Raw genomic sequence first — 14,626 nt, 5'->3', positions numbered from 1 at the left:
ATTTGTCCTAAACAACCTAATTTTTTGGTTCACCAAGAATTATTTTGAAATAATTAATTGATATTTAATTATTTATTTTAAGATGAGTTTATAATAAGTCTGTTTTTTTGTTTTTGCCTAAAACTCTGACGTGATAATATGCTGGTTGGAAATTATTACCCTCCAATCCAATCCAAGTAATTTCCAGTGTGAATGGTCTCGTAACTGGCTTTGGGGTAAGTTTTTGCCCATGCTCCAGGCGCTTTGGATCCTTTGCTGTTTTGATATTTGAATTCAAAACCTCGAAGCTTATCTCCCTCTTCTTCCACCCAGTCGATTTCCTGCTGGTCGTAGGTTCTCCAGAAATAGTTATTGCAGCGCATTTGGCTATAATTCTGGAATTTCATTCGTTCCACGGCGAGGTAATTTTCCCAAAGTTCACCTACATCGGCTCGAAGATCTAGTCGGTTGAAGTTCTGAATAATCGCATTTCTCACTCCGTTGTCATAGAAGTACCAGCGACTATTTTTGACTATTTCCTTGCGGAGATTTCGACTAAATCCTCCGATTTTGAATACGACAAATACTTTCGAAAGCAAGTCCAAATAGCGCTCTACCGTATTTTTGGACATCCCCAACTGCTTTCCGAGTTCTTCAAGCGAAACTTCCTTTCCAACTTGGAATGCAACCAAGCGGAGCAATGAGTAGAGTTTGTCAGAGTTTTTTACCCCATCTACCATCAGGATGTCCTTCAAAAGGTAGTCGTTCATGATCTGATAGAGGTAGTCTTCCTTGTCCTTCCAATCCGTATAGTGGGTGAGTTCTGGGTAGCCTCCGAAAATCAAACGCTCTTCACGTTTTTCTATAGTAGTCTTGAAATCTTCAAGTTTAGCAAATTCCATCTGGGCCAATGGATAAAGGAAAAGTGTGTTTTTCCTACCCACTAGGGGTTCGCCAACTTGCTGATGCATGTCGAATGAAGATGAGCCAGTAGCTATAACTTGAATTCCGTCGATGGTATCCACGATCAATTTCAGTATAAGTCCAATGTCAGGAATGTGCTGAGCCTCGTCTATAAAAAGAAGGGTTTTGCCGGCTAGCAATCGACTGTAATTGGCAACTGATCTTTCTTGTAAAAGCGCAGCATCGAGCACGTCTTCTCCATTAAGAATCAAGCTTTGCTGAGGATCTACATCTTTGGTGAACTGACGAACGAGCGCAGTTTTCCCAGACCTTCTTGGGCCTAATATCATCAACACCTTGTTAGGTTTGAGTTTCCGATCAAAATCGGCTTGTAAAGCTCTTGGTATATTTTGCACTTGCTATCTGCTTGTAATACAGTGCAAAGTAAATTATTTTTTGGAGGAATTAAAAATCTAACTGACGGAATTAATGTAAATACCGTCAGGTAAGTGACGGAATTAATATAAATACAGTCAGTTGATGAGCCTTTTATATTTGATTATCTTGAAGAATGCTTGAACACTTCTTTCAATGTCCTTACTGTCTAGCTGACATAACTATGTTGATTTACCCATCAATCTCCTCCCAGCAGTATATCGAAGACTGTGAAGTTTGCTGCAATCCTATAGACATTAGGGTTGATATTGAGGAAGGAGAAATAAGTTCTTTCGAAGCGAAATCAATTGAGCAATAAGCTATTCAGCTTCACTATTCGGAGTAAATAATCCTAATCTTTAAGTTTTTTAATTGACTGGAGTGTGAGTCATTAGATAATTTGTGAGCAAGGTGTACAAATGTAGACTTGTCCCTGCTCCTTCGTATATCCCATGAGAGCGATTTGGGTAGGGCATCATTTGAAATTGCTTGTTATGCTTGATCAGTTCATTCATGAGCATTTCGGCACCTTGGTAGTGAACATTGTCGTCGCCTGTGCCATGCACGATCAAGAGATTTCCTTCCAGATTTTTAGCATAAGTGATGGGAGAACCATTAACGAAATCTTCCATGTTTTCTTGAGGAAGTCCCATGTAGCGCTCCTGATAGATATTATCGTAGATCAGTTGATTTGAGACAGCAGCCACGGACATTCCTGTTTGGTAGACTTCAGGGAATTTGAACATTAGATTAAGCGTCATCGAACCGCCGCCACTCCAACCCCAAACAGCTACTCTATTTTCGTCCAAGTAAGGGAGCTTCAATAATTCCTTCGCAGCCAGACCTTGGTCCTGCGCATTAATGACGCCGATTTTTCTATAAATGCTTTTCCTCCAAGCGCTTCCTTTCAAGGTCGGTGTACCTCGGTTATCCATATCAATGATGAAGTAACCTTTTTGCGCCAGCATAATATTGTAAAGCCCAACTTGAGTATCTGTAGCGACTGTACTCCAAGGTTCGCCATAGACATGGAAAAGAACTGGGTACTTCTTCGATTCGTCAAAATCAATAGGGTAAATCACCCGCGCATCCAGTGTAACTCCTTCTGATGTGGTCACGGTAGTGAATTTGATTTCAGGAGTTTTGAGAGATGCTAGCTTTTGGGTATAAGCTGTGTTTTCAACCAAGTTTTTGACTATAGTGTGTTTTGGTAGGCTGATGAGGCGCACCGTTGATGGCTTCTTCGTACTCTGATTCGTATGTATTGCAGCTAGACCATTAGGAGCGATATCATAGGTGTTTACACCTTCGAAAGCTTCTGGAGTTACCCTACGGAGTTGTCCTTTTCCTGCCAAGTCGATGGCATAGAGGTAGCGCTGAGTAGCATTGTTGGGTGATGCGATGAAGTAAACTTCCTTATCAGTTACTCCTCCAAAAGATGCTACGTCATATTCTCCAGGCGTGATAAGTATCTTCTTTCCGGTAGCTATTTCAACTTTGTAGATATGTCTCCACGCATCATTTTCGGTCATCCTTAGGAAAGCTTTTCCACCATCTACTAAAGGCAAGCTGTTGTCACTCCAGCCATTTTTGGAAAGATCCGGATAGGCCAAGTCCACCCAAGTTTCCTCTGATTCGGTATAGATTTTCTTTAGCTCAGCTGAGGAAGGTTGGTATGTCCAAATAGTCAAGAGATTTTGCTTGCGATTCATCTGTTGGATGAGCAATAAGTCTTCGTTGATCCATTGCGTCCCTGGCAAGTAATTTTCAGTTTCTCCACCTGGAATTGGAATCCAGTTGGTCTTTTGTGAAGCCATATCTAATAGCCCGATTTTAGCTCCTGCTGGCTCTTGACCAACTTTTGGGTATTGCAATGGAATAGGTTTGGAATAAACCGAATCAGTATTATTGATCATGTAAAATGTGCCAATCTTGGATGCATCGATCTGCCAGTAAGCAATGAACTTAGCATCTGGACTCCAAGAAAAGCCATCTCGTTTTCCAAATTCCTCTTCGTAAGCCCAATCAAATGTGCCGTTGATGATCTTATCTGTACCGTCGCTGGTTAGCTGAGTGATTTCTCCGGTCTTAAAATTTTCCTTATACAAGTTGAATTTTTGCACGTAGGCTACGTATTCATTATCTGCGGAAAATTTTGCAAACATTAGTGATGATGGATCGAATTTGCTTCCAACCTGTTTCAATTCTTTGGAAGCAAGATCATAAACCCAATAATCTCCTTTGGTATTTGATCTCCATACGCGACTGGAGTTAGTGAAAATCAGAACTTTTGATCCATCATCAGAAAGTGTGAACGATTCAATTGAAATTGGTTTCCCACCATTTTGCAAAGCTGATCCGGGCACAAAAATGCTTTTTTCTAAGGTTTTAGAATCCCATCGACTCAGTTCATTGTCGCTCTCAACCGTCACATAGGCTGCTCCATTTTCAATCCATTGAATAGGCTGAAGCCTTTCCTGTGAAAATTCTCTGGAACTGTATATTCTGTCCAGAGTCAGGAGTGAGGAGTCTTGGGCGGAAATTTTACCAATGGTAAAAAATGCCACAATTATGAAGGCTAAATAATTGATTCTACTGTTCATTTCTTTGGGGGATTTTCTCAAAGATAAAGTTAACCTATATCTAGAACTCCAAGCCACAGAGTTAATATTCCAGAAGAATCCATCAAAATGGAAGTATTTTAAAAGCTACAGATTCCACCAATAAGTAAACTTCAGCACCACTGAACGATTTTTGGTGTAAAATGGAGCAGGGAGATAATTGTCTGTATAAACCAAAAAGAGATCAGATGCAGGTTTAAATCTCCACTGGAATCGGGTGTTTAAGTTAATGTTTTCTATCTGCTCGTTATACTGGACAAAGGCGGTAAAGAAAAGGGTATTTGTCATCGTGACGTCGACTCTTGGGCCAACCAACCAGAAACTAGTGGTATTCCAAGGCTCTGGTAATAGAATTTCATTATAAGCTGCAGTCATTGCAAGACTCACATAGGGTTGAAATCTATAACCAAGTTCAGCGGTAGCATTATAGCGATGGCCATCAGCGTAGTAACCGCCCAGTCGAGTAGTAAATGCGTAGGTAAATAGACTTTGTGGCTTTGAGGTATATTCCGCCCCCATGGCATACCACTGATGTTCTGTTCCAGTGGCCAGCGTATCTCTGCTGTAATTCGTCGGGTCAAAAGGCCTCTGCAACTTCACGTAGTCAGTGCTAGTCCAAAGCATAAATGTACTTTGGCTTCGCCATTTTAGATTGTAAGCGAGAAAGGTAGTGTTGTCAGTTTTTTCTCCGTCTTTGTTGAAAAAGAAGGTTGTGCTTACGTCTGGGCCATGACTTAGGATTTTCGCACTTTTAGGAAACCAGCGATAACCTATCTGGGGATTGACTTTGTAAAATCCTCTTCTTGGTACATAACCTACTTCTGCTGTATAGTTTTCAGATACATATTCATGTTGCCAGCTCCATGTGAGATTTCCAGCAGTGTATTTCAGATTGGCAGCATGGACAAATCCATTGCCTAAATTGTCTGGCCCGAAACTTTGAAGCATCATCGCTTTTCCTGTCCAGAGGTTGTTCGACGAAGCGAGGTTATATTCCAAGCCTACATTTCTATTGAACTGAGAATAAATAGGTGCTTCTGCGTTTGGATCAGGATTGTAATTCAGCGATTGTTTGTTGATAAATAGTCCTGTGATATTTGACCTTGCTCCGACTTGCCGCTGAAGTGCCAAAACGGTAAAGTTTTGAGATGGTAGTTCATCTTCCTTCACTTTTCCAGTCTGCATATTCATTGCCCCAACTCGCCAGTTTTTGTTGATTTTACCGCTTAGCCTTGCTCCGAATTGTATTGGAGCATTTAGCCCGATGCGTCTTGAGAAAAAAGGTCTGATGGTGCTGTAGCCGAAGCCTGCGAATAAGTCTCCGTTTTCAAGAAAAAACTGTCGCCGCTCCGGGAAAAACAATTCAAAGCGATCCAGATTTGTGACTTGTCTATCCACTTCCACTTGGGAAAAGTCGGGGTTTACAGTTAAATCGAGATTCAACGAAGAAGTCAAACCTATTTTAGCATCCAAGCCTACTTCCTTTCGATATTCCGAAGGTTTGCCAGCAGCAACATCCTTGCTCAATCCACCCATAGCATAAGGAATCACAGAAATATTTGCGCCAGTTTGTGGAGGAGCTTCATCCCAAACGAGAATGCCTGTGTATGCTAAAGAAGCTGATGGGAATTGGCGAGGGACTGGAGCCCATCCCGATTTTTCAGTGGTTTTAAGATCAAGTCGGGAAAAATTGATTCCCCATTCGGTAATTCCTTTTTTGTAGCGGATGGATTTGAAGGGGATTTTCGCTTCAAAAACCCACTTGTCATCATAGTTTGTGACCTTGGAAGTCCACTTATTATCCCAGCTGAGGTCCACACTTCCACCGTTATACATGATTCCATCCCATTGCGCTCCAGCAGCATTTGCCCCAAATGAAAACCCATTGGTCTGATCATCGAATGGGTCCATAAAGAGCAGGAAGTTGTCATTCTTACCAAAGCTGAAATCCCGACGAAGCGACTCCACCATATATGGTCCTTCTACTCCGTGAAAATTCTCTACCAGTAAATAGAGGTTTTCATCATCATAGGTCATTCTTACATCAGTTCTTACCTTTGCAAAACTCGTATCCATGGGAGTGATCATGAAAAAATCCGTGGCAACTTCTGCATCAAGCCAAGCCTGCTCGTGTAATCCGCCATCTATAATGATGTCCGAACTCGCTTTTTGGATATGAAGTTGATAGTTCGAATTAATCTTTTGAGCTGAAAGTGTTGCTACTAAATATAAATTAAGAAATAGAAATAAGGAGAGTTTGCGCATGCAAAGAAGTCTTTCAAATGATTGTAAAGTGATTACTTAAATGGGGGGTAACTTGTTTTTCAGGTTATTTTGGAAAACATTTTACTGCTTAAGGCGATAATTCATCGTTATGTTAATTTGACGTCTTTGATATTGTGATTTGCCTTCAGTATAGAAATTTGCTCCTTGCGTGATATATCTGTTTTTACGGGAATTTAGGATGTCGATCGCATTCAGAGTCAATGTTCCTCGATCATTGATGATGTCCTTGCTTGCTGATAAATCCATAAAGAATATGCCTTTTCGAACTCCTTGAGCAGTCTTTTGTCGGGCTTCATAATTAGCCCTAAACTGAATATCCATACCGTTATTCAAGGTAAATCGTGATGTTTGGCGAAGCAACCAAGAATATGTTTTGGCAGTATAGCCCGCTTGAATATTACTTCCGTCGATGTTTGCATGGAAGAAATTTACATTCATGTCTATCTTCCACCATTCTTTCGGACGATAATCTCCACTCAGTTCCACTCCAAAAGAATTTTCTCCATTCAAGTTATAGGGCAATGTCCTAGAATGACCCTTGTCATCTACAGAGCGAAGTCTTTCGATCTTGTTTACCGTACTCCTATAATAAACGGTGGTAAATAGTGTCCCCTTGTCAAAATATTTGATATGACCGAGTTCAAACGCATTGGTGTATTCAGGATTCAAATCTGGATTTCCACTGAAGAAATTTCGAGAATCTGAAAGGGTCACGTAGGGACTCAGGTCATTGTAAACGGGTCTTCTTACCCGACGACTGTAACTGAGTTGAAATGCATTTTCTTGGGTAAGGTTATAGGTCAAATGCGCACTAGGGAAGAGGTTAGTGTACTTTCTCGGATTCTCTTCATTAGTTTCTTCCAAAATGGTTTTTACATCCGTATTTTCTACACGAAGACCTGCTTGATAGCTCCAGTTGTTTGTTTTGTTTCCAATAATCCCGTATGCGGCCATGATATTTTCATCGTAGAGAAAAACATTGTCCAAGCCAGGAAGAGGAGAATATTCACCGTCTTCACCTTTTTGCTGAACGATGTAATCATTTTTCATTCTTCGAAAACTCGTACGGAAACCAGTCTCGAACTTCCCTTCTTTTGCAAACGGCTTTACGTAATCCAGCATTACCAAATACTGATTTTCATATTCATCGTTGATTGACGTTTGGACCTGTTCGAGCCCTATGTTTTCAACTCCTCCAGGTGAGAACGTATTTTGGGTAAAAAGCTGATCTGAGTTTTCCCAATAATTCAGATAAGTGAATGTAGTAGTCAATTCATGACCTTTTTCTTCAAATGTTTTCTTATAATTTGCACTGATTTCTGAATTAGGCTCTTCTTCTGTTTCATCCTGTTTTCTTAAAGTATAGCTCTGTAGGTTGTCTATCGTATTCCAGGAATCTTCGTAACGAATATTTGTGATTCGGTGTGCATCACTTCTACGCCATAGATAGGATAAAGTCAGGATGCTATTTTCTCTGAAATAATAATCTAGACCGCCTCGGATATTATTATTCAGACTAGTTACAAGTCCTTTATTTGACTGATTTAGGATGAAGGTGGTATCCTGCCCATAAACTTCTTGGTACAACATTCCCACATTTGGCGAGCGTCTATGGGCCAAACCATAATTTATAAACCAGTTGATTTTTTTTCGACGATAGTTCAAATTGGCAGTAAAGCCAAGATTAGTAGGTGTACCAGCAATTACTTCAAATGAGCCATTGAAGCCTTGATTATTTTCCTTTTTCAGAATGATATTGATCACGCCAGCCATTCCCTCAGCTTCGTATCGGGCAGATGGATTAGTGATGACTTCAACTCTCTCCACCATATTTGCTGGTAGTTGCCGCAGTCCGCTACTGCCTTTGAAACTCACCAACCCTGAAGGTTTTCCATCGATTAGAATCCGAACGTTGGCGGACCCTCTCAAGCGAACATTTCCTTCAGGATCTACTGCGATAGAAGGTAAATTCATCAAAATGTCATTTGCTGTACCACCAGCATTTGCCAGATCCTTTCCCACGTTGAAAATACGCTTGTCTAATGAAAGTTCCATGATGGTCTTTTCTCCCTGAACTACAACTTCGTCCAAATCACCTGCAGTAGTTTTCATTTTTATTTGACCGAGGTCATGTGAAGGAGATTCTTTTGTGATTGAAAAAGAATTCGTTTTAAGAGGTTCGTAGCCCATAAACTCCACAAGAGCGTAGAATTTCCCAATAGAAATATCGATTTGAAATTTGCCATTATCATCCGATAGACCTCCAGAAACTAGACTATCAGTAGTGGTGTAAATACCGATAGAAGCAAATGGAAGTGGTGAAGCAGAACCATCTTCTAGAATAATACCCGACAATGTGCCTTTTTTGGGAGATTGCTGAGCTAAAATGGGTAAACACAAAAGCAGGCTCAAGCTAAGCAGGATTGACATCTTGCCATGAGAGCGGAGTAAAGAAGTAGACATTAAATGTCGAATTAGGTTTGGGTTTGAGATAACTTACATCCAAAGTAAATCTCCCTTGGAATTAAAATCATGGAAAGATATTTCGATTTTATGGAAAAATCGGTTAAAAAATGACCAAAGGCAGATTTATGCAGACGAGCAGTTAAGGGCTTATCCAATTGTTGAAATGTCTATTTTCTTTTCAAAAGACTGGCAACTGTCCTGCCTATCCAGTCCAAACGCTCAATAGGCCCGATTAGTGAGCCATGCATCATGTCCATTACGGGCATTCCGCCTGCTTTTGGCTGATTAGGATAAATAAGAATAAAGCTGTGATTTTTTAGCCAGAAATTGATCAATTGAGGCACACGCTCCAGGCGAGGGTGATAGGATGCTTCTCCTTTGCGACTGAGCACCATAATTAGGTTGTCGTCAGGTTTGAGTAGAATATTCAGATTGCCTAGCTCATCCCATTCTGGGAAAGGTCTAAAATCTACTCGAATTGGATGCTTTTGTAAAATGTCACTTAGGTATTCTCTAGTTTCATCTGAAGCATAGAAGATCATTCTTGCTCCTGAATTTCGAGCAATATTCCAGACTTTGACTAGCCAAAATGGAAAGCCAAGTTCCTTTTCGGCATAGGGCGGTATAAAAACCAGATGGCGTTTGTGTGTATCGAATGGCTGATGTGGCTTATATATAAACGTTGTTGTATTGCATTTGCTGAGTAGCCCTTCAGTGAGATTGCCAAGGAAACTATCATCCATCTTAGTCTGCTCGTGCAGTCCTAGAACCAAATCTGTGATTTTGTTTTCATGAATTACCCCTGAGATCCCATGTTCTACATTAGTGTCATAGCGAAGCAATTCGTATAGAAAATGATCTGTAGCCCCAGCAGTTTTACTGGCTTGATTGAGCGTTTTCTGCGCTTTCATTTCAGCATTTGCATCTTCCAATTCTGAATTGATAATGCTAAGGGCATAAAGGTTGGATTGTTTCTGCGGTGATTTCAGCATGATGCTGAGATGAATCAGCTCGTCGGATGTTTCCTGATTTCTCACAGGAATGAGGATACGCTCCTGTACCTCTTCACTAGCATCTTCATCTAATGGTAAATCTGCAAATGCAATTCTTTTGGCACCTTTTTGAGCTTCTAATGAAGCAATAGTACAGGTCACAAGGATCATGATGATAGTGCCATTTAGCACATATTCAGAGAGAAGTCGGATCGGTTCCCCATTTTCGTCAGTTCCCAGAATGATTTTGTAGCCTACGGTCACTGCAGCCAACGTAGCCGCTGCCTGAGCATTGCTTAAGCCGAAGATGATTCTTCGCTCATCCTTCGAGAAGCCGTACGTTTTCTGGGTAGCTAATGCCGCAAGGTACTTGGCGAGAGTGGCGACCACTGTCATGACTATAGCTACTGAGATCGCTTCCCAACCATTGATAAACACAGTAAAATCAACCAGCATCCCAACACCAATTAAGAAGAAGGGAATAAAAATCGCATTTCCCACAAACTCGATCCTATTCATCAAAGGAGAAGCGTGCGAAATCAATGGGTTTACAGCCAAGCCAACTAGGAATGCACCAATAATTGGCTCTACGCCGGCCAGTTCAGCTAATGCTGCACCCAAAAAAACCAGCACTAAGCAGAAGACATATTGGGACACATTATCTTCATATTTCTTCAAAAACCAACGGGCAATTAGTGGGAGCACAAATAAAATAATGCAAGTAAAAACCGTTAATGACACGACTAATTTTGTCCAAAAAATGGTGTTTACTTCACCTTGAGTGGCGCCAACTACTATAGCAAGCACTAGCAGAGCAAGTGTATCTGTGATTAGTGTGCCTCCTACTGTGATATTGACAGCTTTGTTTTTTGCTATGCCCATCTTGGAGATCATCGGGTAAGCGATCAGTGTATGGGAAGCAAACATACTAGCTAGTAAAATCGAAGTCAGCATGCCAAAATTGAGAATATACAGACCGGTGATCATTCCCAGAATCATTGGAATCAGGAAGGTATACATACCGAAAACGATACTTTTTTTGCTGTTTTTGCGGAAATCGGCTAGGTCAATCTCCAATCCTGCCAGAAACATAATGTATAGCATTCCGGCAGTACCCGAGAGGATTATGCTACTGTCACGTTCAATCCAGTTTAGTCCCTTCGGGCCTACAATGGCTCCTGCGATAATTAGGCCTAGAAGTGGCGGGATTTTTAATCGATTGAGAGCTATGGGAGCCAGCAAAATGATCAATAAAATCAATAGGAATTTGAGTACCGGATTATCGAGAGGTAAATTAAATTCCGAAAGTTGATCTAGGTGCATATTATATAAATTTAAGCAGCAAATCAGATTTCTCCGCTAACCAAATATGCGGTATAAGCCAAGTATGAAATTAAAAGTATTGCTGCTTCCCAACGATCTAATTTTTTGCGTTTTCCGGTGAACATTGCGACAAACAAAAAAATCGTCCCCGCGCCCAAAATATATAGGTCAGTATTGAATGCCAGTGCATAATCAAGGGGACTTATAAGCGAGCTTACACCAAGTATTAGGAAGATATTGAAGATATTAGAGCCAATGATATTGCCGATTGCTATGTCATTGTTCTTTTTCATCGATGCGACGACAGAAGTTGCCAGTTCAGGAAGGGAAGTTCCGGCGGCCACGATGGTAAGGCCAATGATCTTCTCGCTCACGCCAAATGATTGAGCCATAGCAACTGCATTATCAACTACGAGTTTTCCTCCTAGAACAAGTCCTGCCAAACCTGCGACAATAAAAGTCCAAATCTTAAGATTTGAGTAATCTTTTTTTACAATTTCACTGCTTACGGGCTCGGATTTGAGTTGGGTAAAGACATAATATAAAAATGCCCCAAACAGAGTTAAAAGGATAATCCCATCTACAGCTGATAGTCCAGATGTACCAGAAATAAAGTAGTTGTTAGCAAGAAATAGAAGGATAAGAGCAGCTAGGAATGAAAATGGAATTTCTTTCCAGACTGAACTTGATTGCACGGTGAGTGGAGCGATCAGTCCTGCTATACCTAGGATGATAAACAAGTTGAAGTTGTTCGAGCCGATTACGTTGCCAAACACGATGTCAGGATAGCCACCCATTGATGCGACAGAATTAACGACCAATTCTGGCGCAGAAGTACCAAAGGCAACTATTGTTAAACCAATGGCCAGATCTGATACCTGGTATTTTTTTGCCAAAACGGAGGCCCCATCTACAAGCCAGTCAGCGCCTTTCACAAGAAGTAGCAGACCAACAATTAATAGTATAATTGGTAAAGTCATTTTAAAAGAGTTGTTGGGAAAAGTTGCTTTTCACTACCACATAAATCTTTCAAAAGTAGTGGGAAAAGATGCTCCGAAATTCAGCTCTGGAGTAATTATTTTTCGAGAAAAATATATTTATAAAAATTCTACTTTTATACTTGTTATAACAGGTATTGCATTCCAATAAAATATCTTTATTTTTCCAAATACTCTTTAAACCAAAAAATTATGAAAAGTTTTTTTTATCCATTATTCTTACTGATTCTTTTAAATTATTCAGGTGTATTTGCTCAAGGCGAAATGCCTGATCACATCAAAGAGAAAATAACCTATCCTGTATTTGACTTCCATCCTTGGGTAGGAGTGATGCCTGTATCAAATGGGGCTTTACCTTATGATTCTACGCTTGATTATAAGGTTGCCTTAGATCTCTATGGTAAAGTGAAAGATTCCACTGCTATTCATCCTTCTATTTTGGAAGTGGCAAGGACTTACAATCTCAATATTGCGAATGGTGTTCCTGCCGAAAAAATTCAGATTGCAGCAGTTATTCATGGAGGACTAGTACAAGCAATTCTTTCGGAAGAGGAGTATCAGAAAAAGTATCAAACTACCAATCCGAACATAGCGGCAATAAAAGCTTTAGAAGGTGCTGGAGTGAAATTTTATGTCTGTGGGCAGAGTATGGGTTTTTATAAGCTTGGCAGTGAGAATATTACGCCAATGGTTAAAATGGCTATATCTGCAAAAACGACTTTTATCACATTGGATCAGATGGGATATTCCTATCTGAATGTTAGTGATGATTAATTAGTTGAACAATATAACGCTTGACTTTGAGTGTGCCTACTACCAAGAGTAAAGGTAAGCAATACATTTTTGGCCGAATGGTTTAAGTCTATCCCAGCCCAGATATATCTCAGATGGTTATATAGTTCAGGGGTTTTTGGCGACTATTTTTTAGCTCTTTATTCGGACTACTAGAAAGATTGAATGCAGTGAGGAAAGTTTTTTACTCTAGTCTTTGTGAATGTGGGAAAATGTTTGGTCAAACCAGCGGTAGGAAGGGACTAAAAAGGGCTTGATCACTGCAGTTCTGTTAGGATACTATTTACAGAGTAAATAATTGGAACGTTAAAAGACTTCCCCAGCAATAAAATTCCCAACAAGATTTATATACCAATGCACACAGCCAATTTATTACAACAAGTAGCTTTCATTAAGGAAATAGACAAGTTGAAATACATTCAGCGCAAAACTCGGTTGTTCAACAGCGACAGACAGGAAAATGATGCTGAACATAGTTGGCATTTGGCGATGATGACCATAGTTTTGGCTGAGCATTCAGATAAGCTCATTGATGTGCTGAAGGTGGTGAAAATGGTACTGATCCACGATATCGTAGAGATTGATGCTGGGGATACGTTTATTTATGACTCCACAAAAAACCATACGAATACTGAAGAGGAACTTCTTGCTGCAAAGAGAATTTTTGGACTTTTGCCGAAGGAGCAAGCGGATGAATTTATAGCTGTTTGGGAAGAGTTTGAGGCGGGTGAGACCGATGAAGCAAAATTTGCTAAAGCGATGGACCGATTTGAACCCTTGTTACAAAACACTTCAAATAATGGTGGGACTTGGGCGGAATTTGATGTGCCCTATCAAAAAGTTTACGACAAGAAAAAAGCAATTAACCAGGGCTCTACATCTATTTGGAACTACGCGGAGAACTTGATTAATGAAAGTGTGGAGAAGGGGATTCTAAGGAAGGAAGGTGAATAAAGGATCGACGAACAGTGACTTGTAGGTCTTTTTCTAATAGGATCTAAGCAAAACTAGTCAAAGCGATGAATCGTTTATTTTATATATTTGAAGAATAACTTAATGATTTGCAGATGGATATTGCTTCTAGAAAAATCGAATTTGTTCAGAAGTTTCTGAAACTTGAGGATTCTGATTCCCTATCTAAATTGGAGATTCTTCTGAAGGAAGAAACTTCGGTAGATAATATGCCAAAGCGTTTGACAAAGGAGGACTTGAATAAGCGGATTGATCAATCTGAATCTGACTTTGAAAAGGGAAAGTTTAAAACAACCAAAGAGCTTCTTGTCAAGTTTCAGTAATGGAGTTTGAGGTTATCTGGTCAGATTTTGCCGAGCAGCAGCTAGATGATATTTTTGAATATTATCTCAATAATGCTAATTTTTCGGTTACCAAAAAGCTTTTAGTAGGTATTCTTAATGCTCCCCAAAGCCTAGTAAGGTCACCATTCATAGGACAAGAAGAGGGATGGCTTAAAGACAGAGAAATAAAGTACCGATATCTACTTTTTAAAAACTATAAACTGATTTATTCAGTCGATTTGGAGAAGGGAGTTATTAAAATTGCCGATGTCTTTGATACTCGGATAAATCCTTCTGAAATGAATAGGGGATTGTAGCATTTTTTTGTTCGAACAATTGATGCTGTATCAGACTTTATACAGCGATGAATTGAAATCAAGATTTTTAAACTTTAAGAATAGCTCATTCTAGAAAAATTAATTTTTAGCACTATTCTAACTCCTAATTGCACTCAATGACCAAATCTGGCCTTTAAACCCAATAAAATTTTGAATACGAGCCTTTATGCTTAACTTTGAAAAATTATATTTTAAGAA

At 39.9% G+C, this 14,626-nt stretch carries 11 protein-coding genes; 5 read left to right on the top strand and 6 right to left on the bottom strand.

Annotated features, from left to right (window positions below; all coding sequences use genetic code 11):
• Positions 1-155: 155 nt before the first annotated feature.
• A complete protein-coding gene (locus ESV85_RS07855) occupies positions 156-1,298 on the bottom strand; it encodes an ATP-binding protein (RefSeq protein WP_223275944.1) in 1,143 nt (380 codons plus the stop codon).
• 155 nt (positions 1,299-1,453) lie between these two features.
• On the opposite strand from ESV85_RS07855, the gene ESV85_RS07850 reads away from it, so the two are divergent.
• Positions 1,454-1,636 carry a CPXCG motif-containing cysteine-rich protein gene (locus ESV85_RS07850; RefSeq protein ID WP_146916363.1) on the top strand — a complete coding sequence of 61 codons (183 nt, stop codon included), beginning with the start codon at positions 1,454-1,456 and terminating at the stop codon, positions 1,634-1,636.
• Between the two features lie 49 nt (positions 1,637-1,685).
• Here ESV85_RS07850 and ESV85_RS07845 read toward each other — a convergent pair whose 3' ends face one another.
• From ESV85_RS07845 to ESV85_RS07825, 5 genes are all read right to left on the bottom strand, one after another.
• The gene (locus ESV85_RS07845) at positions 1,686-3,920 is read right to left on the bottom strand and encodes a S9 family peptidase (RefSeq protein WP_146916362.1); all 2,235 of its coding nucleotides are present in this window, start codon (positions 3,918-3,920) and stop codon (positions 1,686-1,688) included.
• 105 nt (positions 3,921-4,025) lie between these two features.
• Complete coding sequence (locus ESV85_RS07840; protein ID WP_146916360.1) at positions 4,026-6,203, bottom strand: DUF5916 domain-containing protein; 2,178 nt, start codon at positions 6,201-6,203, stop codon at positions 4,026-4,028.
• Positions 6,204-6,284: 81 nt separating this feature from the next.
• Positions 6,285-8,687 carry an outer membrane beta-barrel family protein gene (locus tag ESV85_RS07835; protein WP_223275943.1) on the bottom strand — a complete coding sequence of 801 codons (2,403 nt, stop codon included), beginning with the start codon at positions 8,685-8,687 and terminating at the stop codon, positions 6,285-6,287.
• Between the two features lie 170 nt (positions 8,688-8,857).
• Positions 8,858-11,005 (bottom strand): cation:proton antiporter, encoded by a 2,148-nt coding sequence (locus ESV85_RS07830; protein WP_146916358.1) that lies wholly within the window; start codon positions 11,003-11,005, stop codon positions 8,858-8,860.
• 23 nt (positions 11,006-11,028) lie between these two features.
• On the bottom strand, positions 11,029-11,985 hold the full coding sequence (locus ESV85_RS07825; protein ID WP_146916356.1) for a calcium/sodium antiporter: 957 nt from the start codon (positions 11,983-11,985) through the stop codon (positions 11,029-11,031).
• 210 nt (positions 11,986-12,195) lie between these two features.
• On the opposite strand from ESV85_RS07825, the gene ESV85_RS07820 reads away from it, so the two are divergent.
• The 4 genes from ESV85_RS07820 to ESV85_RS07805 all read left to right on the top strand — a co-directional run bounded on the left by ESV85_RS07820 (position 12,196) and on the right by ESV85_RS07805 (position 14,407).
• Positions 12,196-12,777 (top strand): DsrE family protein, encoded by a 582-nt coding sequence (locus ESV85_RS07820; protein ID WP_146916354.1) that lies wholly within the window; start codon positions 12,196-12,198, stop codon positions 12,775-12,777.
• Between the two features lie 372 nt (positions 12,778-13,149).
• Positions 13,150-13,749, top strand: coding sequence for an HD domain-containing protein (locus ESV85_RS07815; protein WP_146916352.1), 600 nt, complete (start codon positions 13,150-13,152; stop codon positions 13,747-13,749).
• Positions 13,750-13,862: 113 nt separating this feature from the next.
• Positions 13,863-14,090: a hypothetical protein gene (locus ESV85_RS07810; RefSeq protein ID WP_146916350.1), complete on the top strand. Its 228-nt coding sequence runs from the start codon at positions 13,863-13,865 to the stop codon at positions 14,088-14,090.
• Positions 14,090-14,407 (top strand): type II toxin-antitoxin system RelE/ParE family toxin, encoded by a 318-nt coding sequence (locus tag ESV85_RS07805; RefSeq protein WP_146916348.1) that lies wholly within the window; start codon positions 14,090-14,092, stop codon positions 14,405-14,407. The genes ESV85_RS07810 and ESV85_RS07805 overlap by 1 nt, the downstream gene beginning before the upstream one ends.
• Positions 14,408-14,626 lie beyond the last annotated feature (219 nt).

Origin of the sequence: Algoriphagus aquimarinus, assembly GCF_007997215.1 — a bacterium.
GTDB lineage: Bacteria > Bacteroidota > Bacteroidia > Cytophagales > Cyclobacteriaceae > Algoriphagus > Algoriphagus aquimarinus_A.
Note: the sequence above shows the minus strand (reverse complement) of the source record. Positions and strands in the feature narration are given on the sequence as shown.

Bases quoted from the DNA above. Each gene is read 5' to 3' on its own strand.
- ESV85_RS07825 (WP_146916356.1), bottom strand. From the start codon at position 11,985: ATGACTTTACCAATTATACTATTAATTGTTGGTCTGCTACTTCTTGTG.
- ESV85_RS07805 (WP_146916348.1), top strand. From the start codon at position 14,090: ATGGAGTTTGAGGTTATCTGGTCAGATTTTGCCGAGCAGCAGCTAGAT.
- ESV85_RS07815 (WP_146916352.1), top strand. From the start codon at position 13,150: ATGCACACAGCCAATTTATTACAACAAGTAGCTTTCATTAAGGAAATA.
- ESV85_RS07810 (WP_146916350.1), top strand. From the start codon at position 13,863: ATGGATATTGCTTCTAGAAAAATCGAATTTGTTCAGAAGTTTCTGAAA.
- ESV85_RS07830 (WP_146916358.1), bottom strand. From the start codon at position 11,005: ATGCACCTAGATCAACTTTCGGAATTTAATTTACCTCTCGATAATCCG.
- ESV85_RS07850 (WP_146916363.1), top strand. From the start codon at position 1,454: ATGCTTGAACACTTCTTTCAATGTCCTTACTGTCTAGCTGACATAACT.
- ESV85_RS07845 (WP_146916362.1), bottom strand. From the start codon at position 3,920: ATGAACAGTAGAATCAATTATTTAGCCTTCATAATTGTGGCATTTTTT.
- ESV85_RS07835 (WP_223275943.1), bottom strand. From the start codon at position 8,687: ATGTCTACTTCTTTACTCCGCTCTCATGGCAAGATGTCAATCCTGCTT.
- ESV85_RS07840 (WP_146916360.1), bottom strand. From the start codon at position 6,203: ATGCGCAAACTCTCCTTATTTCTATTTCTTAATTTATATTTAGTAGCA.
- ESV85_RS07820 (WP_146916354.1), top strand. From the start codon at position 12,196: ATGAAAAGTTTTTTTTATCCATTATTCTTACTGATTCTTTTAAATTAT.